The 23,484-nt window shown below is 44.6% G+C and carries 24 protein-coding genes; 16 read left to right on the top strand and 8 right to left on the bottom strand.

From position 1 onward, the window contains the following. Position 1: 1 nt before the first annotated feature. Complete coding sequence (locus LJ707_RS14555; RefSeq protein WP_228952198.1) at positions 2–328, bottom strand: hypothetical protein; 327 nt, start codon at positions 326–328, stop codon at positions 2–4. A 130-nt stretch (positions 329–458) separates the two neighbouring features. Between LJ707_RS14555 and LJ707_RS14560 the strand changes: the two genes are divergently transcribed. Next, a complete protein-coding gene (locus LJ707_RS14560) occupies positions 459–1,115 on the top strand; it encodes a protein-L-isoaspartate(D-aspartate) O-methyltransferase (RefSeq protein ID WP_228952199.1) in 657 nt (218 codons plus the stop codon). 101 nt (positions 1,116–1,216) lie between these two features. On the opposite strand, the gene smpB is transcribed toward LJ707_RS14560, so the two are convergent. Together smpB and LJ707_RS14570 are read right to left on the bottom strand one after the other, a co-directional pair. Next, positions 1,217–1,669 (bottom strand): SsrA-binding protein SmpB, encoded by a 453-nt coding sequence (gene smpB, locus LJ707_RS14565; RefSeq protein WP_194099839.1) that lies wholly within the window; start codon positions 1,667–1,669, stop codon positions 1,217–1,219. Between the two features lie 28 nt (positions 1,670–1,697). Then, positions 1,698–3,602 (bottom strand): Nramp family divalent metal transporter, encoded by a 1,905-nt coding sequence (locus LJ707_RS14570; protein ID WP_228952204.1) that lies wholly within the window; start codon positions 3,600–3,602, stop codon positions 1,698–1,700. A gap of 200 nt (positions 3,603–3,802) precedes the next feature. On the opposite strand from LJ707_RS14570, the gene LJ707_RS14575 reads away from it, so the two are divergent. Further along, on the top strand, positions 3,803–4,273 hold the full coding sequence (locus LJ707_RS14575; RefSeq protein ID WP_228952208.1) for an Lrp/AsnC family transcriptional regulator: 471 nt from the start codon (positions 3,803–3,805) through the stop codon (positions 4,271–4,273). A 646-nt stretch (positions 4,274–4,919) separates the two neighbouring features. On the opposite strand, the gene LJ707_RS14580 is transcribed toward LJ707_RS14575, so the two are convergent. Together LJ707_RS14580 and LJ707_RS14585 are read right to left on the bottom strand one after the other, a co-directional pair. Continuing rightward, entirely contained in the window at positions 4,920–5,669 is a 750-nt protein-coding gene (locus tag LJ707_RS14580; protein WP_228952209.1) for a copper homeostasis protein CutC, read from the bottom strand. 37 nt (positions 5,670–5,706) lie between these two features. After that, a complete protein-coding gene (locus LJ707_RS14585) occupies positions 5,707–6,723 on the bottom strand; it encodes a N(4)-(beta-N-acetylglucosaminyl)-L-asparaginase (protein WP_228952211.1) in 1,017 nt (338 codons plus the stop codon). Positions 6,724–6,859: 136 nt separating this feature from the next. Here LJ707_RS14585 and LJ707_RS14590 point away from each other — a divergent pair, with 136 nt between their 5' ends. Then, positions 6,860–7,798 (top strand): YafY family protein, encoded by a 939-nt coding sequence (locus tag LJ707_RS14590; RefSeq protein ID WP_228952213.1) that lies wholly within the window; start codon positions 6,860–6,862, stop codon positions 7,796–7,798. A gap of 101 nt (positions 7,799–7,899) precedes the next feature. Then, the gene (locus LJ707_RS14595; RefSeq protein WP_228952215.1) at positions 7,900–8,322 is read left to right on the top strand and encodes an SRPBCC family protein; all 423 of its coding nucleotides are present in this window, start codon (positions 7,900–7,902) and stop codon (positions 8,320–8,322) included. On the opposite strand, the gene LJ707_RS14600 is transcribed toward LJ707_RS14595, so the two are convergent. Both LJ707_RS14600 and LJ707_RS14605 read right to left on the bottom strand, forming a co-directional pair. Further along, complete coding sequence (locus LJ707_RS14600) at positions 8,323–9,669, bottom strand: dihydroorotase (RefSeq protein WP_228952218.1); 1,347 nt, start codon at positions 9,667–9,669, stop codon at positions 8,323–8,325. A 225-nt stretch (positions 9,670–9,894) separates the two neighbouring features. Further along, positions 9,895–10,473, bottom strand: coding sequence for an NUDIX hydrolase (locus tag LJ707_RS14605; RefSeq protein WP_228952226.1), 579 nt, complete (start codon positions 10,471–10,473; stop codon positions 9,895–9,897). 141 nt (positions 10,474–10,614) lie between these two features. On the opposite strand from LJ707_RS14605, the gene LJ707_RS14610 reads away from it, so the two are divergent. From LJ707_RS14610 to LJ707_RS14645, 8 genes are all read left to right on the top strand, one after another. Continuing rightward, complete coding sequence (locus LJ707_RS14610; RefSeq protein WP_228952228.1) at positions 10,615–11,955, top strand: DEAD/DEAH box helicase; 1,341 nt, start codon at positions 10,615–10,617, stop codon at positions 11,953–11,955. A gap of 6 nt (positions 11,956–11,961) precedes the next feature. Beyond that, positions 11,962–12,228 (top strand): hypothetical protein, encoded by a 267-nt coding sequence (locus LJ707_RS14615; RefSeq protein WP_228952233.1) that lies wholly within the window; start codon positions 11,962–11,964, stop codon positions 12,226–12,228. 9 nt (positions 12,229–12,237) lie between these two features. After that, the gene (gene gldC, locus LJ707_RS14620) at positions 12,238–12,567 is read left to right on the top strand and encodes a gliding motility protein GldC (RefSeq protein ID WP_228952239.1); all 330 of its coding nucleotides are present in this window, start codon (positions 12,238–12,240) and stop codon (positions 12,565–12,567) included. Between the two features lie 6 nt (positions 12,568–12,573). Then, complete coding sequence (locus tag LJ707_RS14625) at positions 12,574–13,002, top strand: hypothetical protein (protein WP_228952242.1); 429 nt, start codon at positions 12,574–12,576, stop codon at positions 13,000–13,002. Positions 13,003–13,099: 97 nt separating this feature from the next. Beyond that, positions 13,100–16,543 carry a response regulator gene (locus LJ707_RS14630; protein ID WP_228952246.1) on the top strand — a complete coding sequence of 1,148 codons (3,444 nt, stop codon included), beginning with the start codon at positions 13,100–13,102 and terminating at the stop codon, positions 16,541–16,543. Positions 16,544–16,546: 3 nt separating this feature from the next. Continuing rightward, complete coding sequence (locus LJ707_RS14635) at positions 16,547–17,377, top strand: protein-glutamate O-methyltransferase CheR (RefSeq protein ID WP_228952249.1); 831 nt, start codon at positions 16,547–16,549, stop codon at positions 17,375–17,377. Continuing rightward, a complete protein-coding gene (locus LJ707_RS14640; protein ID WP_228952251.1) occupies positions 17,367–17,954 on the top strand; it encodes a chemotaxis protein CheB in 588 nt (195 codons plus the stop codon). Before LJ707_RS14635 ends, LJ707_RS14640 begins: the two co-directional genes overlap by 11 nt. 28 nt (positions 17,955–17,982) lie before the next feature. After that, a complete protein-coding gene (locus LJ707_RS14645; RefSeq protein WP_228952253.1) occupies positions 17,983–19,926 on the top strand; it encodes a response regulator in 1,944 nt (647 codons plus the stop codon). Here LJ707_RS14645 and LJ707_RS14650 read toward each other — a convergent pair. Continuing rightward, complete coding sequence (locus LJ707_RS14650; protein WP_228952256.1) at positions 19,910–20,401, bottom strand: methylated-DNA--[protein]-cysteine S-methyltransferase; 492 nt, start codon at positions 20,399–20,401, stop codon at positions 19,910–19,912. The two genes, LJ707_RS14645 and LJ707_RS14650, sit on opposite strands and share 17 nt — an antisense overlap. Before the next feature lie 74 nt (positions 20,402–20,475). Between LJ707_RS14650 and LJ707_RS14655 the strand changes: the two genes are divergently transcribed. The 4 genes from LJ707_RS14655 to LJ707_RS14670 all read left to right on the top strand — a co-directional run bounded on the left by LJ707_RS14655 (position 20,476) and on the right by LJ707_RS14670 (position 23,334). Next, positions 20,476–21,159, top strand: a complete 684-nt coding sequence (locus tag LJ707_RS14655) for a heme exporter protein CcmB (protein ID WP_228952259.1) — start codon at positions 20,476–20,478, stop codon at positions 21,157–21,159. After that, positions 21,147–22,349 (top strand): carboxypeptidase-like regulatory domain-containing protein, encoded by a 1,203-nt coding sequence (locus tag LJ707_RS14660; RefSeq protein ID WP_228952261.1) that lies wholly within the window; start codon positions 21,147–21,149, stop codon positions 22,347–22,349. Before LJ707_RS14655 ends, LJ707_RS14660 begins: the two co-directional genes overlap by 13 nt. A 101-nt stretch (positions 22,350–22,450) precedes the next feature. Next, positions 22,451–23,122, top strand: coding sequence for a 2-vinyl bacteriochlorophyllide hydratase (locus tag LJ707_RS14665; RefSeq protein ID WP_255678934.1), 672 nt, complete (start codon positions 22,451–22,453; stop codon positions 23,120–23,122). Then, positions 23,122–23,334 (top strand): CcmD family protein, encoded by a 213-nt coding sequence (locus tag LJ707_RS14670; protein WP_228952263.1) that lies wholly within the window; start codon positions 23,122–23,124, stop codon positions 23,332–23,334. Before LJ707_RS14665 ends, LJ707_RS14670 begins: the two co-directional genes overlap by 1 nt. Positions 23,335–23,484: the final 150 nt, after the last annotated feature.

Below are 23,484 nucleotides of genomic sequence, written 5' to 3' on the forward strand. Positions count from 1 at the left end.
CTTATTTTTTGCTGATGTTTTTTATATGGATCTGCGGAAAGCCTGTGTTGGCGATCATGCCGCAGCCAAACCTGGTTTTTAAGTTAGTGTAATCAACCTTTACCTTTAAACTGTCCTGCATAAAGCTGGCAGGCAGGTTATCGGGGCTGTACATTACTTTGTCAATCGCTATCAGCCAGCCGCAGCCATCCGCCGCGGGCGAGCCGGTGTTGATCATCATGCCTTCGGCTTGCTTTTCATTCTTATCTTTTTTGCACGATGCGAGTATGCTTGATAAGGCAGCAAGCATAGCTATTAACAGCGCATAAGGTTTTAAAGTTATTTTCATGCCTTTTGTATTTAATTGCCGATACGTATAATTTTAACAGGATGCTACACAAACAGATAAATTATATGGCCTGCGTATATACTTGGATGGTCTCGGTAACGCCACTCTTTTTAGCTAACTTTGGCATCAAATGGCCTACAAGAGTATTGATAACTATCGTGAAAAGGGAGCGCGTAAGCGGTTGATAGAACTTTTAAAAAAGAAAGGCATTGATGATGAAAATGTGCTTAATGCCATGTGGGAAGTTCCGCGGCATTACTTTTTTGATGAAACCTTCTGGAACCAGGCTTACAAGGATATCGCTTTTCCGATAGGTGAGGGGCAAACCATATCCCAGCCTTATACGGTTGCCTACCAAAGCCAGCTTTTACACATTCATAAAGGCGATAAAGTGCTTGAGATAGGTACCGGCAGCGGCTATCAAACCAGTATATTATTAAAGCTTGGTGCCAGGGTTTATACCATTGAGCGCCAGCAGGCCCTGTACGAACGTACGGTTGACGGCCTTACCCGCCTGGGCTACAAGCCCAACTTTTTTTTAGGTGATGGCTCAAAGGGCATACCCGAACATGCTCCGTATGATAAAATAATAGTTACCGCCGGTGCGCCCACCGTGCCCGATGTGTTGCTGCAGCAACTCAAAATTGGTGGCATATTAGTGATCCCCGTAGGTGATGAAAACTCGCAGCAAATGGTTACCATACTTAAAGTTGGCGAGCATGATTACGAAAAAGTAGTGCTTGATACCTTCAGGTTTGTACCGCTGGTGGGGGATAAGGCGTGGTAAAGGGTGCCCCCAGCCCCTAAAGGGGAGTAGCCCCAGCTCTTGAAGGGGAGTTGTATTGTAAATGATTATTAAGTTTCCCCTTTAGGGGACGGAAGGGGCGGCTATTGCTTCATCACCCTGTCCAGTTCGCGTTTGGAGTCGCGTTCTTTCATGGTTTCGCGTTTGTCAAAGTCTTTTTTACCTTGAGCAAGTGCTATCTCCAGCTTGGCAAAGCCCCGCTCGCTGATAAATAAGGCCAGCGGGATAATAGTAAATCCACGCTCTTCGCCTTTGGTAAGTAGCTTCTTTAATTCCTTTTTATTGAGCAGCAGCACACGGTCGCGCTTGGCCTCATGGTTGTAGAACGAGCCGAACGAATACTCCGAAATATGCAGGTTACGCACGTAAAGCTGCCCGTTTATAAAGCTGCAAAAGGCATCATTAATATTGGCCTTGCCCTGGCGTATTGATTTTATTTCGGTACCTAACAATTGTATACCGGCTACATACTTATCCAGTATATGGTACTCAAAGTAGGCTTTTTTGTTTTTTATGTAGATCTTATCCTGGCTCATATCTCTCTGTGGGTGCAAATATGCAAATTTATTTTGCTTGAGGCTTAACAACCAGTACCGGAACCTTTACCAGGTGCCTTACTGCATTTACAGTAGTGCCGAAGATCAGATCCTTCAAAACCCGGTGCCCGTGCGACCCCATCACCATAAAATCAATACCCTGATCGTTCACAATTTTAGCGATAGCCTTTGCCGGGATGCCGTAACCAATTTGGCCATGGGCATCATATCCCAAATTTTTAAGGTCATCAACATACATATCCAGGTTTTTAACATCGCTTTGTGTTTCGCGGTCCATTACCTCGGTTTCGTGGTAGCGTGCGGCAGCGGTTTCAACCACGTGTATCAAGGTATATGTTGCATCCTTGCCGCCCTGCATAATAGCATGGCGGATAGAGTCGCGATCATTAGCGCTAAAATCAATGGTAACGGCAATATTTTTATAAAGTATCGGGCTGATGTCACCAATGGATGTAGCCTCACCATGCGGTACTCGGGAGGGCCTTTCTTTCAGCTTAAATAATAACGGCCTAATAAAAATATAAAGCATTAATACCCCAACACCTAATATCAACGGTATTACGATGGCATAGATCTCTAACCTCGCACCTGGATAGCCATTGATCCAATCTTTTATCTGGTCGATCACCAATTTTACATTTAGGCCAACTATCAGTACAGCGCTTATCCATGCACCTGTTTTAGCGATTGGGCCGATAGCGAAGCCGTGCATCTTAGTCTTGTCAGACGTAAAGTGTATGAGCGGTATAATGGCGAAGCCTAATTGCAGGCTTAACACTACCTGGCTTAATATCAGCAGGTCACTCAAAGCATCTTCACCAAAATATAATATGGTAAACACCGCCGGTAAAATGGCTAACAGGCGGGTAAGCAGGCGGCGCATCCAGGGGGCAATACGCAGGTTAATGTGCCCCTCCATAATAATTTGCCCTGCCAGGGTGCCCGTAACGGTAGAGCTTTGTCCGGATGCTATTAACGCTACCGCGAACAGCACCGGGGCTATCTTACCAAAAATATTTTCCAGTAACTTGTAGGCATCCTGTATTTCGGCTACTTCAAAATAACCGTTTTTGAAAAAGGCCCCGGCGGCAAGTATCAGTATAGCGGCATTTACCAAAAAGGCAAGGTTAAGCGCAATCACTGTATCAAACATGTTGAACTTCAGCGAAGCTTTGATGCCCTCTTTGGTACGGTTGATTTTACGGGTTTGCACCAGAGACGAATGCAGGTACAAATTATGCGGCATCACCGTAGCGCCAATAATACCAATAGCTATATAAAGCATTTTTTGGCTTACCGCATCGTTTTTAAACAGGTTGTTGGGGATAAAACCTTTGGCTATCTCTACCACATCCGGCTTAACGATGAACATCTCAGTTAAAAAAGCGATGCCAATAACGGAGATCATGGATACTATAAAGGCTTCGAGTTTGCGCATGCCTTTGTTCATTAAAAACAGCAACAATACGGTATCGGTAATGGTGAGTATCACACCCCATATCATGGGCAGATCAAACAGCAGGTTAAGGCCGATGGCCATACCGATGATCTCGGCCAGATCGCAGGCTATAATAGCTATTTGGGCGAGGATATACAGGCAAAAGTTTACAAAGCGGGGGTAGGCGTTTTTTGATGCCTGTGCCAGATCAAGCCCCCGAACTATGCCCAAACGCGCGCTTAATGATTGCAGCAGGAGGGCGATAAGGTTTGAGGCCAGCAGTACCCATATCAGCCGGTAACCAAAGGCGCTGCCGCCGGCAATATCGGTAGCCCAGTTGCCGGGGTCCATATAGCCCACGCTTACCAGGTAGGCAGGACCTAAAAACGCGAATATCTTTCGCCAGCCTGTGCGATGTTCAGTATTTACCGTTCCGTGTACATTGCTTAATGATTCGCTATGCCTGGCATCCATAATTATATTTTGTGGCTCCCGTATCTTTTTTGCCTTTGCTAACGTTAAACAAAAGCAGATGTTTTTAAAAAGTATATTTTCTCAAATCTAATAAAAAAAATTAGATAAGACTAATAACCGGTTAAAATATACTTTTGAATGACTGCGCTTTATAAAAATATTATTTTGCTAATATTTTTATAGTATATATTTGTACCACCATGGCTGCCGAATTAGATAAAATAGATCTACAGATATTAAAAATTTTACAGGAGAACGGAAGGATAACCAACCTTCAGCTCTCGAACGAGATAGGGCTTTCGCCTGCGCCTACTTTAGAGCGTGTGCGCAAGCTTGAAAATTCTGAATACATAAAAAGCTACCATGCCCTGGTAGATGAGGAAAAGCTTGGCCTTGGCATAAAAACCTTTATACAGGTATCGCTCGATTTTCATAAGAGCAATACCATCCAGGTGTTTTTGGAGGAGATAAAGAATATAAAAGAGGTAACTGAATGCCACCACGTAACCGGCCAGTGCGATTTTTTACTAAAGGTTTACGTGCGCGACATTAAATCGTACGAGCGCCTGATCATGGACAAGATAAGCCGCATTGGTGTGGTAAAAACATTCCATACCATGATGATCATGTCAACCAATAAAAAGGAACCGATTATCCCGTTAGAGTATTAGCTGTTTAGTAAGCAGTAAGATATATATTATCTGTTTAATAATTTACAATGAGATTGTGCTGCATTTTTAGGCGGAAGTAAGATTAGCGGCTTATGATTAACCTAAAATATTAACTTTAGGGGAGAATATAAATTTGACTATATGTAAATAATTAACCACCTGTAGGTGAAGTAAAATGTGAAAAAAAGTAGATTGATGGTATTTGAGGCGATTCAATATTACCATCATACAGACCGATTTTCAACTAAAAAATAGTACTGAGTTTAGTATTGCTGCTACGAATTACGACCTCAAAGCACCAGACAATACAAAGCATCGAGTACGCCAACAATGGCGTGGCTTTGTCTTTGTGTCTGGTAGGGCGTCGTAACCCTGTAGCGGCTGAAGATATATAGTCCACGCCATATTTTTTGCTACAAATTACGACAACATAATGAAAAAACTAAGGTGTTATTTAGGCTGGCATAGCTGGCTTTATAACGATGATGGCAATTACAGGCGATGTAGAAATTGCCCACATAGAGAAAGATTAAAAATAACGGATCAATCCGGCGGATGGGGGACTAACTGGTATTGGGAAAAGTATTAAAATAGAAAAGCGGATAAACTCCGCTTTTCTATTTTAATATTTGCATATCAAGCCAAATTATGATTGTTCATTCGCCGCCTTTAAAATGGCTTTTACCCGGTCAGCATTAGTAACTATTACGCTGTATTCGTCCACATCGGCGCCGCCCATCAATATATGGTCATTACGGTAAAGCATATTGCTGCCAACTCTTGATTTGGCGGTTGAGTGCACTTCTTTAGCGCCTGTAAAGCGCACAATGTCGTAAACGTTATTTTCGTCGACCCCGCAGCCGGGCATAATGCTGATACGCCCTGCTGATTGCTGTACAAGGCTGGCCAATACACTCGCGCCCTCAATAGCGGTGGTTTTACCACCCGAGGTAAGTACACGTTCGCAGCCTATCTCAATAATATCCTCTAAGGCCTGGTGTATATCGGCGGCCATATCAATAGCGCGATGAAAGGTTACACCCAAGCCCCATTGTTTGGCAATATCCACAAGCTCTTTACAGCGGGGTTTATCCACATGTCCTTCAGGTGTAAGCATCCCGATCACCACACCATCGCATCCTGCCTCAATGCAGTACCGTATGTCGGCTTTCATGATCTCAAATTCCAGGTCATTATACAAAAAATCGCCCCCACGCGGACGTATCAATACATATATTTTAATATGGAGCAATTTGCGGGCAAGCAATATTTGCCCGGCTGACGGCGTGGTACCGCCATCGCTTAAATTATCGCACAGTTCAACACGTACAGCGCCGCCTTCCTGCGCCGCCACTGCTGATACGGTGGAGTTGGCACAAACTTCAAGTGATATCATTCAGGGTTTATAATGATCTAATATAACAATAAAAATATCACTTGTTATTGGTGTTTTTATAGTAAAACTTCCCTTTTATTAAGCGGTCTTGCTTCTCATTGTCGCAAACGGCATAGCTAAAGCCATCCTGCAGGGCAAAAGCGCCGTATTCGCCTTTTTTGTTGATGGCCAAAAAGCCTACCTGTATTTGCTTGGCGGTATCGGGTTTCTTTTTTACAATGCGCATAACGGCCTCTTTGCAAGCCGCCTCGGGCGAGTAGCCCTGGCGCATAAGTTCAACCACTAAAAAGCTGCCCACGTTGCGGATCACTTCTTCGCCAACACCGGTTGAGGTAGCGCCGCCAACCTCGTTATCTACATAAAGCCCGGCGCCAATAATAGGGCTGTCGCCTACACGGCCATGCATTTTAAAGGCCATGCCGCTGGTTGTACACGCGCCTGATATATTGCCTTTGGCATCAATAGCCAGCATACCAATGGTATCGTGGTTATACTGGTTGCCAGGTTTTTGGCTGTTTTCAATATTCATTACCGGCTTGTATTGTTTGGTTTCAAGCCATTTCTTCCATTCTTTTTCTGATTCCGGGGTAAGCAGTTTTTCCCGTTTAAGGCCCTGCTCAACCGCGAATTGGGTTGCACCTTCGCCAACCAGCATTACGTGCGGGGTTTTTTCCATCACCATGCGGGCAACTTCTATGGGGTGCGCTATGTACTCCATGGCTGCTACGGCTCCGCAATTGCCTTTTTCATCCATTATACAGGCATCAAGGGTTACATGGCCGTCGCGGTCGGGGTATCCGGCACGGCCAACAGTATGGTTGGTTAAATCCGCTTCGGGTATTTTTACGCCGGCTTCAACAGCGTCAAGGGCTCGCCCGCCCTTGCCTAAAATTGTCCATGCTTCCTTATTGGCGGCAATACCAAAATCCCAGGTAGATATTACTACGGGCAATTTTGGCGCAACAAGGCTTAATGGTTTAGCAAAACTTGTTGATATTGAGGCGCAAGCGGCACTTGCTGATGATAGTTTAATAAAATTTCGGCGGGATATCATGGCGGAATATAGCTAAATATGTTAGTGCAAACAAAACCTGCATAAAATGTAAGTGATTTTTTACGCTGCGGGCTGTTGGTAAAAAGCGCAGGCGGATGATACAAAGCACAGGCCTTTTTTATTTAATTTCGGTGCGATGAACCGTATCGACCGCATATCAGCCATATTGATCCAGTTACAATCGCGCAGGGTAGTAAAAGCTGCCGATATTGCCGAGCGTTTCGGTATCAGCCTGCGTACGGTTTACCGCGATGTTAAAACCCTTGAAGAAGCGGGCGTACCTTTGATGGGCGAGGCCGGGGTGGGTTACTCCATTATGGATGGTTACCGCCTGCCCCCGGTGATGTTTACCCGCGAGGAAGCAACGGCCTTTTTAACGGCCGAGAAGTTTATCGAAAAGCTTACCGACAATTCTACCACCAGCTATCACCGCTCGGCGATGGACAAGATACGCGCCATACTGCGCACTGCCGAAAAAAATACGCTGGAAGATTTAGACGGGAGTATAGCTGTAGTAAAAAGCCGCAGCCAGCTTGGTGCAGATAACCAGGATCACATCCAAACCATTTTAAGCGCGATTGCTAAAAAGCGGGTGCTGGCACTCAATTATTTTGCTATGCACAGCCAGCAGCAAACCAGCCGCATGGTGGAGCCGGTGGGTATTTATTATCTTGAAAGTTACTGGCACCTGATAGCCTATTGCCGAATGCGTAATGATTACCGCGATTTCAGGCTCGATCGTATAAAGGGTATCAGCATTACTGATGATGTTTTTTCGGGCCAGCACCCGGCATTAAAGGATTATATTGACCAAACCGCCCGCGAGCATAAGCTGGAAACGGTTATTATGCGCATACAGAAAAACGTATATCAATATCTTACCAATCAAAAATACTATAATGGTTTCGTGTCCGAAAAGTTGGATGGAGATGAATGGGAGATGACTTTTTTAACCACCTCCATTGAAGGCTTTGCCCGCTGGTTTATGATGTATGGCGATATGGCTACCATTATTACGCCTGATGTTTTAAAGGAGCGCATTCAGGAAATCGCACAGGCTATCGTTAAAAAATAATTTCGGGATTTGCTTGCTGCTGACATAGGGTTGTCATTAGGCGGATGTTTTTTTGCACAAAACAGCAATTAAGCTGTTGTACAATTATACAACCCATCATCATGACAGACATCACTTTAACCACCACTGTTGATTTTACTTCACCAAAAGAAAAAGTTTGGCAAGGATTGACCGATCCGGCACTGATCAAACAATACTTTTTCGGCACGCAACTTATTACTGACTGGACCATCGGCAGCCCCATCATCTGGACAGGGGAGTGGGACGGTGTTGTGTATAAAGACAAAGGCACCGTGCTGGAAGTTATCCCCGGCGAATTTGCCAAATACAGCTACTGGAGCAGTATGTCGGGTACGGAGGATTTGATCGAAAACTACCAGGTCGTAAGTTATCGCCTTAGCGATAATAACGGCGGTACCCGGCTAATCATTACGCAGGAAAATATTGCCGACGAAGAGAAGAAACAGCACTCCGAACATAACTGGCAAGCCCTTATGGCGGAGCTTAAAAAGCTGATCGAGTAATTAAGCCTGCTGGTTGAACGCCATGCGCTGGCCGGACAGGTGATGGTTCACAAAATGACCGTCATCCCAAACCAAGTTGCCTGATACGATGGTACTTACCACACTTGACTTAAAAGTAGATCCTTCAAAGGGGCTCCAGCCGCATTGGTATAATATATTGTCTTTTTCAACCTGCCAGGGTTTGTTAAGGTCAACCAGTACCATATCGGCCCAGTAGCCTTCGCGTAAAAAACCGCGTTTATCAATACGGAAACAGGTGGCCACGTTGTGCGCCATCTTTTCTGTTATTTGCTCCAGGGTGATTTTGCCCTGATGGTAAAACTCCAGCATGGCGGTTAAGGCATGTTGTACCAACGGGCCGCCTGATGGTGCCTGCATATAAGGCTGGGCTTTTTCTTCGATGGTATGCGGGGCATGGTCGGTGGCTATCACGTCGATGCGTCCGTCTAACACTGCTTTAAGGATGCCCTCACGGTCGGCGGCGGTTTTAACGGCCGGGTTCCATTTAATGAGGTTGCCCTTGGTTTCATAATCCGCATCACTAAACCACAGGTGGTGTATGCACGCCTCGGCAGTAATTTTTTTATCCGCCAGCGGGATGCTGTTATCAAAAAGGTGTGTTTCCTTTTCGGTTGAAATATGCAGTATGTGCAGCCTGGTGCCGTGCTTTTTAGCCAGTTCGACCGCCAGGGATGACGACAGATAGCAAGCCTCGGCACTACGGATCACCGGGTGTAATGATATGGGGATATTTTCTTCGCCCAAAGTCATTTTATAATGATTGAGGTTATGCTTGATGGTGGCCTCATCCTCGCAATGCGTAGCGATCAGCATTGGCGAGTTGATGAAAATATTTTCGAGCGTGGTGCGGTTATCCACCAGCATATTGCCTGTTGATGAGCCCATGAACACCTTAATACCGCAAACGTTACGGGCATCGGTACGCAACACCTCCTTCAGGTTATCGTTACTGGCACCCATAAAAAAAGAGTAGTTAGCTAATGAGCTTTTATTGGCAATGGCGTACTTATCAGCCAATAACTCCTGCGTAAGGGTATTAGGCACGGTGTTGGGCATCTCCATAAAAGAGGTGATGCCACCCGCAACGGCGGCCCTTGATTCTGAAAAGATTTTGGCCTTGTGCGTTAACCCCGGCTCACGAAAGTGCACCTGGTCGTCAATACAGCCCGGCAGCAGGTGCAGCCCTTCGGCGTTGATCTCGGTATCGGCCCTGGCATCAATACTGGTATCAATGCGCTCAATAAAGCCGTCTTTAATCAGTATATCGCCATTGAATTGCTTGTTCTCGTTAACAATGGTTGCCGCTTTTATCAGTATGGATGCCATGCGACAAAGATATTAAAAACCCCTCCTAAACGGCGAAGCCCTCATGAATTCCATTAAAAATTAATAATATGCGAATAATCCTGCCCGAGGGTGAGGACTTGAAAACTATTTTGGAATTGCTTAGCGAAACCCCTCCCTGCCCTCCCCAGGGAGGGAGTTGAATATTATATTGAAATTTTATTTATTCCCTCCCCCGGGAGGGCAGGGAGGGGTCTTAACATCCTGCTATCGCTTCAAACCAAAAATCTCCGGATAAGCCAGTGCCGTTTTAAATATCAGGTTTAGCGAATCCGTTACCCAAATCTCGCCATCAATGGCTTTTTGCAGTACCTGGGGTGCAGGCAGGGTGATAACATTTATATCCTCGGTAATGTCTAACTTTTGTGCTGAATTGAACTCCGCATCAAACAGTACAAAGCCGTAGGTTATCTGCCTTAGTTTGGTTGGGTTGTTGGCTATCTTACCCATGGGTATCAGGCGGTCGGCAGTGGCTTTAATGCCTGTTTCCTCTTCCAGTTCGTTCAAAGCCGATTCAATGATGCTTTTGTTTTTTTGCTGCATACCGCCGGGCAGTTCAAGCAGTACCTGGCTTAAAGCATGTTTATATTGCTCAACCAATACCACCTCGTTGTTTTTGGTTATGGCCAGCACCTGTACCACATCGCCCAGTGGCGAAAAATAATAGTCGTCAACAATGCTGCCGTTGGCCAATTCAACAGCATGTTTCAGTATCGGGAACCACGGGCTTGGCGATACATCCTCTTCGCTCAGTAACTTCCACGGCTTTATTTCTTTATCGGTCATAATTTATTGTTCAGGATTTAATATTACCCCTAAAATATCAAATACAGCCGAACTAAATGGTCATTTATCATTATATCATCAAATAGCGGGCAGGGTATTTACAGTTAAGCGCACCTTAAAAGAAAAAACTATCTTTGCGGCATGGCAGTAACTTTTGATGATTTTGATTTTAACCGGCAGATATTAAATGCCATTACCGATGCCGGTTATGAGCAGCCTACGCCCATACAGCAAAAGGCTATTCCACCCATTGCCAACGGGCAGGATGTAATGGGCATTGCCCAAACCGGTACGGGCAAAACGGCGGCCTATGTGTTGCCCATCATCATGAAGTTGAAATATGCGCAGGGTGAAGACCCGCGCGCGCTGATTATAGCGCCAACCCGCGAGCTGGCCTTACAGATAGAAGAGAATGTGCGGACCTTTGCCACCTATACCGATCTGCGGGTAGTGGTGCTGTACGGCGGTATCGGCCCAAAAACGCAAATTGAAAATATTAATAAAGGGGTGGATATTATTGTAGCCACACCAGGCCGCTTTATGGATGTGTACCTTGCGGGGCATATTGTTACCAAGAACCTGCAGGTGCTGGTGCTTGATGAAGCTGATAAAATGATGGATATGGGCTTTATGCCGCAGCTTAACCGTATTTTAGAGGTAGTGCCGCGCAAAAGGCAAAACCTGCTGTTCTCGGCCACCATGTCTGACAAGATACACCAGCTATCGGCTAACTTTTTAGAGCATCCAACCGTGGTTGAAGTTACGCCGCAGGCTACCCCGGCGGCAACAGTAACGCAAAAGCTCTATTACGTACCCAACATCAAAACAAAAATAAACCTGCTCAAAAAGCTTTTGGAAGAAGATGGCGAGATCAAAAAGCTGATCATCTTCTGCAAAACGCGTGTATCGGCAGAGGGGGTGTTCAGGTTTTTATCGCGTAAGTATAGCGAGGATGAAGTTAGGGTGTTGCATGCCAACAAAGGCCAAAATACACGTATCAACTCCATTAACGCTTTTAAGGCTGATGAGGTGAAGATACTGGTGGCTACCGATGTGGCCGCACGCGGTATTGATGTGAATGATGTTAGCCACGTTATTAACTTTGATGTGCCGATAGTGATTGAGGATTATGTACACCGCATTGGTCGTACAGGCAGGGCCTATCAATCAGGCGAGGCTATTACGTTTTGTAACCCGGCCGAGGAGTATTATATCCGTAAGGCGGAGAAATTGATCAGGCAGCAGATACCGGTACAGGCTATTCCGGCTGATGTATTTGTGGAGGATACACCTTACGAGGAGCGCCAGGATCAGGCCAGGGAGATCGACATGCAAAAGCGCCGTGAAAACCCCGACTTTAAAGGAGCTTTCCACGAGAAAAAAACGCTCAACCAAAAAAAGAAATTTGAGGCCGAAAAGGCAAAGCGAAACCCTCGCGTAGCCAAAAAACTGAGCACCAAGCGCTCATCAAAACGAAAATAAACACCGATGAAATTCAGGATTACACCTTTAAACATCGCCTCGGCGTTTTTAATTGTGCTTGCGGGTTATATTTGGATATACGGGGCAAGCATAACCGGCAGCCAGTACGAAAACTGGAGCGGTACCATTGTATGGATATTTTTACTGTTCGCCTTTGTAGTAGCCTTTCTGGATATTACCTTCCGCAACTTTTTTAAGGAAACACGCACGCTGTGGACCATTGAGCTGAGCTTTATAGCGCTGGTTATTATACTATTACTACTTGTTAAATAATTATAAAAAATGAAAAAAGCCGAAATAAAACTGACTATTGAACTTGACGATAATAACGTGCCCGAGAACATCCTGTGGGAGTCTACCGACTCGGATAATAAAGAGGCGTTGCCTGTAAAATCAATGATGCTGGCCCTGTGGGATCAGAATTTTAAAAATACCCTGCGTATTGACCTATGGACCAAGGATATGCCGGTTGACGAGATGAAACGCTTTTTTTATGAAACCCTGCAAACCATGGGCGACAGCTTTTTACGCGCCACCGGCGAAACCAACATCGTTGAAGACCTGCGCGACTACTGTGCCCACTTTGCCGAAAAAATGGAAATAACCCGTTAATACACTATGCGTATACCTTCATTACTTTCGCTGGTTGGTTTTATTGTAGTAATAGCGGCTACCTATTGCCCTATGCTGCGCCCTTTTGGTTTATTCAGCATGAATGTTTATGATATGAATAAACCTTTCGGTATGGTGATACTGCTGGTAGCTGTTATCGGCATGATCGGGGTGGTGTTCAATCAACTTAAAATTGCCCGTTTGGCCGCCTGGACAACGGTAACGTTATCGGCATTGCTGTATGTGGGCGCTTACTTAAAGGTGCACACCTCATTCAGTTTTTTGCCAATGTCATCGGTAGCGGCATATCTAACCTCAAAAATAAAATTTAAATGGGGTTGGTATGTGTTATTTACCGGCGCGGTACTGTGCCTGTCAATATTATTTTCACGAAAATCGGTTGTGCCAAAAACCGGTAACGAAGTTGTTTCGTAAGCAGATTATTGATAGTTATGCTTAACCTTTTTAATGGTTTTGCGTATTACAATATCTCAACTTTTTAAACATATTTGCAGTAAAATAAACCAAATCAATGGTAAAGCTTTCTTTTCGCAATCAGGTACTTGCAGGCTTCGCAATATCAATACTGCTTGTTTTTGTTGTTGCTATCCTGTCCTACAAAAGTATTAACCAGCTTGAGGATGATAATGTTAAGGTAGAACATACACAGCAGGTTATAAAAACATCAACCAGCCTTTTACAGGAGCTTATTGATGCCGAAACCGGTATGCGCGGCTATTGTGCAACGGGTAAAAAGCCTTTTCTTGACCCGTATAATTCGGCCATACCAAGTATCGAGAGCGACCTGGATAAACTGCGAGGACTGATAGAGGATAACCCGGCACAGGTAAAAAGGGTTGAGGCTTTATATAAGCTTACCGGCGGGCAGTTAAGCATACTAAGCAACAACATAAAAACCCGCGATGATAAGGGCCTGGCTTACATGGTAGCCAATGATATGCTGATAAACGGCAAGGCCAATATGGACAAGATTCGCAGTGTGATAGCTTCGGTAGTTGATACAGAGAACACCTTATTAATAAAGCGTAAAAATGCTACTCAGGCATCATCAACGCAGGCCATTTTTGTTATTGTTGTTGGTTCGGGCATATTTCTGGTTATCATCATTATCCTGTTTTACTACATACAGGGTACCTTTAACCGCCAAAAGAAGATTGAGCAGGAAATTACCGATGCCAATGTACAATTAGGCCAGGTATTACGCGAGAATGAAGCTAAAAATTGGCTGCTTACCGGTACAGCCCAGTTAAATGAAACCATGCAGGGCCAGCAAACCGAAAAGGAACTTGCAGCCAATGTTATACAAGAGCTATGCAATTATACAAAAGCGTTAACCGGTACTTTTTACCTGCTTAACGAGCAGGATGACAGGCTTGACCTGTATGGCTCATACGCTTTTCATAATCCTGATCTGCTTAAAAAATCTATTCGCATGTCCGAAGGGGTGCTGGGGCAGGTAGCTGTAGAGCAAAAAGCCGTGTTGGTTAAAGGCAAGCTGAACAGCAAACTCGAGCTTTCAACATCGCTGCTGCAAAACGAGTTGATAGAAAGCTTTTTAGTGCCTTTCTTTTATGATAAAAAATTAAAGGGCGTAATAGAGCTTGCTTACCAGGCAGAGGTACACGAGGCCGTTCGCGATTATATATTAACCATTACCAATGATGTTGGTATAGCGGTTAACACCGCGCAGGCGCGTACCATTATGCACGATTTGTTTGAGGAAGTGCAGCAACAGGCCGAAGAACTGGAAGCGCAGCAGGAAGAGATGCGCGTTACCAATGAGGAACTGCTCAACAAAACTGAGATGCTGCAGGCTTCGGAAGAAGAGCTACGCGTACAACAGGAAGAGTTGCGCACCATTAACGCCGAACTGGAAGAAAAAGCCAGTTTGCTTGAAGAGAAGAACCAGGCTATTGAGGAAGCCCGGCAGGCCATCAACCTCAAGGTTGAAGAGCTGGAAACCACCGGAAAATATAAATCGGAGTTTTTGGCTAATATGAGCCACGAGCTGCGTACGCCGTTAAATAGTATATTGGTACTTGCCCGTATCCTGAAGGACAATAAATCAGACAACCTGAGCGAGGATCAAATAAAATATGCCAGCGTTATTTTCAATGCGGGCAATGATTTACTTACGCTCATCAATGATATTCTTGACCTCTCGAAAATTGAATCAGGCAAACTCGAAATGCAGAACGAGCATGTGCGCGTAAGCGATATACTCAAGGATATGGAAATGATGTTTGGCGAGGTGGCTGTGAATAAAAAGATTAGCTACACCACCAGCGCCACTGCCAACATACCTTCAACCATATTTACTGATAAGGTAAGGGTGGAGCAGATCATCAAAAACCTGCTTTCAAACGCCTTCAAGTTCACGTCAGAGAACGGCAGCATTATGGTAAACGCCACAGCCAATACGGCTGCAAGCACCGTTAGCTTCCATATTAAGGATACCGGTATAGGCATTCCTGCTGATAAGCAAAAGCTCATATTCGAGGCCTTCCAGCAGGCTGACGGGTCAACCAGCCGTAAATACGGCGGTACAGGTTTAGGCCTGTCAATAAGCCGCGAGCTGGCATTCCTGTTAGGGGGTAATATTTCACTGCAAAGTGAGCCGGGCGCGGGGAGCGAGTTTACGCTTACCATACCTTTCGCGGTTGAGCAAAAAGAAAATGCTGAAGAGGAGGTATTGCCAACAGTTGAAACATTTACGCCGCCAAAGGAATTTTTAAAACCGGCCGCTCAATTAGTCAAAAAGCCCAATGTTGAGCCATTGGTGGTTATTGTAGAGGACGATAAGAACTTTGCCGATATTCTGAAAGATTACTCGCGCGATCATGGTTATAAATCCATCATGGTGAACGAGGGTACCAACGCCGTACAGATCATTAAAGATAACCAGCCTGACGCGGTTATACTTGATATTATGTTGCCTGGTAAGGATGGCTGGCAGATATTGCGTGAATTGAAGCACGACGAAGCCACTATGCACATACCGGTGCACCTGATGTCGGCAGGCGAGGCCGCGGCTAACCGTGTACGCCGCGAGGGGGCTATCAGCTTCCTTAAAAAACCGATCGATACCAGCGCCCTTGATAAGCTGTTTACTGATATTATGCAGCAAAGCGGTTCCAAATTCAAGCAGATACTGCTTGTTGAGGACCACCAGGCGCAAAGCCAGGCCTTGAAGGATATGATGCAGGCGCAGGGAATTGAGGTTGACCAGGCGTTTGACGGTGAATCAGCCTTCAGAATGTTGCACGAGAATGAGTACCAGTGCGTAATACTTGACCTTAACCTGCCTGATATTTCAGGGCTCGATCTGCTCGATAAAATAAAGGCGGTTGATAAGTTCCTGGAATTGCCGGTTATCATCAACACCGCCATGGAGCTCGACAAAACATCGGTAACCAGGCTGATGCAGTATGCCAATGCCATGGTTATTAAAACCAACAAATCGTCAGACAGGTTGATCGATGAAGTTAACCTCTTCCTCAACAAGATCGCTGAATCATCAAAAAGCGAAGGTGAAAACACCTCGCCGAAGGCCAAATCCATATCTAAAGGCAAGGAGGTAATCAAAAGCAAAAAAGTACTTATTGTTGATGATGACATGCGTAACATATTTGCCCTTAGCAGCGCCCTGCAAAGCTATGATATGAACGTAGAGATTGCCAACGATGGGGAAGAAGCGCTTATTAAACTGGATGAGGTGCCTGATATTGACATAGTGCTGATGGATATCATGATGCCTAAAATGGATGGTTATGAGGCTACCCGGCAGATACGTAAGCAAAACAAATGGGCCAAATTGCCTGTAATAGCTTTAACAGCCAAGGCCATGAAGGATGACCGTGAAAAATGTATTGCAGCGGGAGCGAACGACTATATTACCAAACCGGTTGATATGGACAGGTTGATCGCCCTGATGCAGCTTTGGCTCGAAAGCTAATTTATGAAGGTACAGTTGAGTGGAATATCGCCCGAGGAGTTAAGTGAGCTGATCACCCTGATAAAGGGTGCGCACGGGTTTGATTTTAGTGATTACGGCAAGGCATCCCTTACCAGGCGTGTGAGCCGGATAATGAGCCTTAAAAAACTGTCGTTTTACGATCTGAAACATATGCTGGTTAATAACAGCGGCTTTTTTCAGCATTTTTTAGAGGAGATCACGGTTAACGTTACCGAGATGTTTCGCGATCCGAGTTTTTACCGCTCCGTGCAGGATCTGGTAATACCCTACCTTTCAACCTATCAGCACGTTAAGATATGGACGGCGGGTTGTTCATCCGGCGAGGAAGTATATTCGCTTGCCATACTATTGCGCGAAGCCGGCATAAAGCAAAAATGCTTTATATATGGTACTGATATAAATACCGAAGTATTGAAAGAGGCCCGCAAGGGAATTTACAGCTTTCGCAAAATAAAGAGTTACTCAGAAAACTATGCGCTCTCGGGTTTAAAAGGCTCATTAACCGATCATTTTACCATTATGTACGATGCCGCCACCATACATAGCGAGTTAAAGCAGGATACACTGTTTTCGGTACATAACCTGGTGTCTGACGGGGTTTTTAACGAGTTTCAGCTCATCACCTGCCGCAACGTATTTATTTACTTTGATAACCCCCTGCAGGAGCGCATACTTGAACTGTTTTACAACAGCCTTGCACCCCATGGTTTTTTATGCCTGGGCTCAAAGGAAACCATACGGTCAGAAATGTTCCGTAAAAAATTTAAGGTAATAAACAGCAAAGAAAATATATACCAGAAAATTGGCGCTTGATAACGAAATATTGCAACGTTGGCAAAAGGCCGAGGTGCTTTTGATAGGCGGCTCCGCGGGCTCGTTCAAGCTTTTTTTTAGTGTTGTTAAAAACATAGATGCGGACATAAACAAGATAATTATTTTGATTATGCACCGTAAAAAGAACTTTTTTAGTGAAATTGAAAAACTCTTTGCTGAGCATTCTCGTATATACCTCAAGGAAATTGCAGACAAGGATATACTACAAAAGAATACCATATACATTGCGCCTGCAAATTACCATACTTTGATTGAGAAGGAGGGTTACTTTAGCCTTGATGTTTCAGACCCGGTATGGTATTCCAAACCCTCAATTGATGTAACTTTTGAAAGCGCCGCCGATGTTTTTAAAGAGCGATGTGCCGCGATATTACTTTCGGGAGCCAACCAGGATGGTGCCGAAGGTTTATTGAAATTGAGGCAATGCGGATCGCTTACCATAGTGCAGGACCCAACAGAGGCTGAAATGGCAGAAATGCCCCGATCTGCTGTTGAACTGGATGCTGCCGACTTTGTTTTAAAAACGGAAGATATTATACAATTAATACGTACTTAGCAAAATATCCCATCTTACACAATTAGCAATGACCCCTGTTAATATCCTTATTGTTGATGATAGAGAAGAGAACATTGTTGCACTTGAGGCATTGCTCAACCGCGACGATATTCGCATACACTCTACCACATCGCCCAACGAAGCTCTTAAAATTGCCTGGGATAATGCCATCTCTATAGCATTGGTTGACGTTCAGATGCCCGAAATGGATGGCTTTGAACTGGTTGAAATGCTCAAATCAAATCCGCGCACACGCGATATCATGGTGATATTTGTTACCGCTATATCAAAGGAGGCTAAGTATGTGGTTAAAGGTTTAGGAGTAGGCGCGGTAGATTATTTGTATAAGCCGCTTGATCCGTATATCACATCGGCCAAGGTTGATTCGTTTGTACAGTTAGCCCGCTCGCGCGATGAGATCAAACAAAAGAATGAGGAGTTGCAAAACTACGCTACAGTAGTAAAAAATTCTGCCGATATAATTTGTACAGTTGATGCGCAAACCATGCGTATTATGAGCATAAATCCTGCCGCCGAACAAATACTGGGTTTTAAGCCATCTGAGCTTATTGATGCCAGTTTGGTTGACCGTGTGGTGGAGGGCGATCGCCCGGCGTTTCGTCAAAAACTTGCCGAAGTAATTAAGGACAGGTTAACCTACGCCGTATTTGAGTTTCAGTTTGAAACCTTTAACAAAAATGTGATATGGGGCGAGTGCAGGGCATCATACCGTAACAAAATGCTTTTCCTTAACATCAATGATGTTTCACCGCAAAAAAGCTATCAGCAGCAGCTCATCAAATCAAAAGAAGCTGCCGAAATGGGCAAAAAGATAAAGGAAAACTTTTTGGCCAACATGAGCCACGAGTTACGCACGCCTATCAACGGTATTTTAGGTATAACCAACCTGCTGCGCAAAACGGAAGTGAATGAGCAGCAGATCAACATGCTTAACCTGCTCGAGGTATCATCCCAATCATTGCTTGGCGTGGTGAATGACGTGCTGGATATTTCAAAAATAGAAGCCGGTAAGTTCAGCATTATACGTGCACCGCACAATCTGCACGATATTATTAAATCAGTGTACGGTCTGCTTAAATTCAAGGCCGATGAAAAAAATGTCGAGTTTGTGTTTGATATGGCATCTGATGTGCCTGAGCATGTGATGGTCGACTCGTTGCGCCTTAACCAGGTACTGATGAACCTGCTTAGCAACGCTATTAAATTTACCGAGCGTGGTTTTGTAAAGCTTAATGTTAAAGTGCTCGAAAAAACATCAGGAAGTGCTAAAATTGAATTTTGTATAGCCGATAGCGGCATTGGCATTGCGGCGAATCACCTTTCAAAAATATTTGACTCGTTTGAGCAGGCTGAGGACGATACCTCGGTAAAATATGGTGGCACCGGCCTTGGCCTGGCCATCGTGAAAAAACTGGTTGAGCTTAAAGGCGGCGAGCTAAAAGTAAGCAGCAAGGTTGGCGAAGGCAGCGAGTTCAGGTTTATAAATTGGTACGCACTTGCCGAAATGCCTAAAGAAAAACAGGTACGCAGGCCAACTGAAAGCCTGTTGCCATTCAATAATGTACATGTTTTGGTTGCCGAGGATAACATGGTTAACCAGTTTATGATAAGCAAGTTGCTGAAAGATTGGAATATTGTTGCAGATATTGTTGACAACGGCCGCAAGGTGCTTGATAAATTGAGAGAAAGCGATTACGATATTATATTGATGGATACCCATATGCCCGAGATGGATGGCTATCAGGCGGCAAAATCTATCCGTATGGATTTTGAAGGCCCCAAGCGTTCCATCCCGATCATATCACTATCAGCCGCTACGTTAGATTACGAGCAGAAGGAAGCCTTATCCGCAGGAATGGACGATGTGCTTTCAAAACCGTTCCAGCCGTTTCAACTGCACGAAAAAATTAGCAGGCTGTTAAAGAAAAGCCCGGTTAAAAAAACAACTTAGTTTGGCCGGTGCCGGCAATACGGGCCTCGTGCTCAAGCAGCCATTGCTTGCGCCACAAACCGCCTGCATAGCCGGTAAGGCTGCCGTCTGACCCGATAACGCGGTGGCAGGGTACCACTATCCATAAATTATTCTTCCCGTTTGCTGAGGCGATAGCGCGTATGGCAAGCGGGTTTTTCATTTGGTTTGACAGGGTTGCATAACTGGTAGTAGTGCCATAAGGTATTTGCAGCAGTTGCTGCCAAACCTTATGCTGAAACTCGGTACCGGCCTGTTTTATTGGTAAATCAAAATCCTTTCGTTCGCCGGCAAAATATTCATCAAACTGTATAGCTACAGTTTTAAGCAGGGCGGTTTCGGGCTCATTTACTTCCAGTCCTTCCTCATCGCGTATGGATATGGCGCTGATGTAGCCGTCATCATCAGTAATGCGGGCTATACCAAGCGGGGTGCGGTAAAATAAATTCACAGGCATAAGGGTAAAGTTAAAGCTTTTAAAAATGGCGGCAAAAGCAAATCACAAACCTGTGCTTATTATATTTGCAGCCAATGGAACTGATGGATCAAACACTTACCCTGTTAAAAAAGGAGATATTGCTGGAGTGGCGCTCAAAATACGCTTTTAACGGCGTGCTGCTGTACGTGGTATCAACAGTGTTTGTATGCTATATAGCCTTTAGCCTGAGCGCCGGTTTTGCAGGCAGCAGCGGTTACCCCATAGTTTGGAACGTGCTTTTCTGGATCATCATGCTGTTCGCCTCGGTAAACGCCATCGCTAAAAGTTTTGTGCAGGAAAGCCGCGGGCGGTTGCTCTACTATTATTCCATTGCAAGCCCGCAGGCCATAATTCTGTCTAAGATCATCTACAATATGTTATTAATGGCTTTGTTAAGCACGTTGGCCATCATCGTATATGTGGTTTTTTTTAAAAATGTGGTTGGCGATCCATTGTTGTATTTTACTTCGGTGATCATCGGCAGCATCAGCTTTTCAACGGTATTCACCATGATCTCGGCCATCGCCTCAAAGGCGGGCAATAATGGTACGCTGATGGCCATATTAAGTTTTCCGGTCATCATTCCGGTAATACTCATCCTTATACGTTTCAGTAAAAATGCTATGGATGGGTTAGATCGCAGCCTTAACTATGGGCACATGGGCGCTTTGGCCGCAATAAACGCTATCGTTATCGCAACATCGCTGTTGTTATTCCCTTATTTATGGCGCGATTAAAATATTTTACTTCATACCTCATTACCATTCTGCTTGTTGGGCTATACCATACGGCCATGGCGCAGGATGGTACCATTACGGGTAAAATAACCACGGCAGGCGGTAAGCAACCCCTGGCAAAGGCAAGCGTATTTTTAAACAATGCCACTTTTGGTACCACCTCGGCTGATGATGGTACCTATACCTTGCGTGGGGTAAAACCCGGCCAGTACCAGTTAGTAGTTACCAGCGTGGGCTACCAGGAAGATGTGCAAACCATTATGGTAAGCAATAAAACCCTTACGCTGGATATTGATCTCCGCCAAAAATCAATGATGCTGCGCGAAGTGGTGATCATGACGGATGCCGACTGGAAAAAAAACTACGAGATATTTAAGCAGGATTTTATAGGCACGTCCGAAAATTCAAAAAAGTGTTACGTAGCTAACCCGCGCGTGGTAAGCCTGAGCTACAAAAGCTCAAAAAAAACATTAGAGGCTTATACCGATGAGTTTTTAGTGGTAGAGAACCGGGCGCTGGGCTACCGCGTGAAATACATGATCAATGATTTTAAGACCGATAAGCTGAACGGCATAGTATCATACGAGGGCAGGGCTTTGTTTGAGCAATTGCCCGGCAGCGAATCGCAAAAGCAAAAATGGCGCGAAAAACGTAAGGAGGCTTATTATGGTTCGGCCAAACACTTTTTCCGTTCGGTGTATTCAGATACATTTGAGGAGGATGGCTTTATTGTTAAGCCCTTTGTGCGCGAGATGAACCCGGCCCGGGCACCCGAAGAGTTGATACAGCGCAAGATCAAACAATTCAGTACAACCAACCGCGACTCGGCGAACTACTGGATCAACATGTCAAACATGCCCAAATATTACCACGAGATGCTGGGCAAAGAGGCGTTAAAGCTTAACCAGTTCTTTTTTAAAACCAATGACCCCGGGATATTTGGCATGGGGGTTAACAAGTATATGTTGTACGTTATCTACACCAAAAAACATGAGGAAACCAATTTCAGGGATTTGTACCGGCCGCTGGATATGGAGAATTTTGAAACCAGTGTAATGACCTTCTCCAAACCCGTGCTTTATTTTGATATGAACGGTCGTGTATTGCAGGATCCGCCCATGCTGGAGGGCACGTGGTCAAAAGCCAAGCTTGCCGAGCTGCTGCCGCTTGATTATATGCCCGGAGATTGATACAACATCATTAAAACGACGGAAAAGTTACCCTGCGCCGACAAGGCAACGGCCAAAGTTGTAGATTAAAAATTACTACATTTGTCACCACAATATATTTTATGAGATTTATTTATCAATCGTGGTGGAAGGTATTGGCGGTATTGCTGGTATTGTTTACCATCATTGCCGGATTTTTAATTACGGTACCACGTTTGCCAATAGTGCACGAAACGGTTAGAAACACATTTTTTCATGTGCCTATGTGGATGGCCATGTTCATCGTATTTATTATATCGGTTGTTTACAGTGTTAAATACCTCCGTTCGGCAAATCCAACACATGATCTGATCGCTGTTGAATGTGTAAACGTAGGGGTATTCTTTTTTGTACTCGGGTTAATAACCGGTATGATATGGGCCCGCAATACCTGGGGCGAATATTGGAGTAACGACCCTAAACAGAACAGTGCGGCCATTGCTTTTTTGCTGTATTGTGCTTACCTGGTGCTACGTAATGCTATTGATGAAGAGCAAAAACGTGCCCGTATATCAGCCATCTATAATATTTTTGCTTTCCCGGTGATGATTGTGCTGATTATGGTATTGCCCCGAATGACGGATTCATTGCATCCGGGTAATGGAGGTAATCCTGCCTTTAGTAAAATTACTGATAACAACGTTCGTATAATTTTATACATAGGTTTTATTGCCTGGAGTTTAATGGCTGTTTGGATAGCCACCCTGCGCTACCGCATCCGTTTAATTGAATACAAACAGAATTCCCTTGATTAATGATGAAGAAGATATTATCCCTCATAGTTTTACTGCTGAGCTTTACCGCCGTTTTTGCGCAAAATGGTGCCGATATTGAAATGGCCGATACGCTGCGCAGCTCTGGTAAAATATACGTTGTAGTGGCTACTTTGGCCATTATTTTCGTCGGTTTGGCCATTTATCTGTTCGCTATAGATAAAAGATTAAAAAAAGTCGAAAACGAAAAATAGTTCAAAAAATTAGCCTGTGTTGTTTAAACATTGGTTTAATTAGGTTGTTATGTAGTGTAGGCAAAACACTATGCGTTTTGACATTTGCAGTTGTGCTAAAATTTGTGTCAACTTTGCGCATATATTAACACCCAATTATTTACTCATACA

The sequence above is a fragment of the Mucilaginibacter sp. UR6-1 genome, assembly GCF_020880975.1.
GTDB lineage: Bacteria > Bacteroidota > Bacteroidia > Sphingobacteriales > Sphingobacteriaceae > Mucilaginibacter.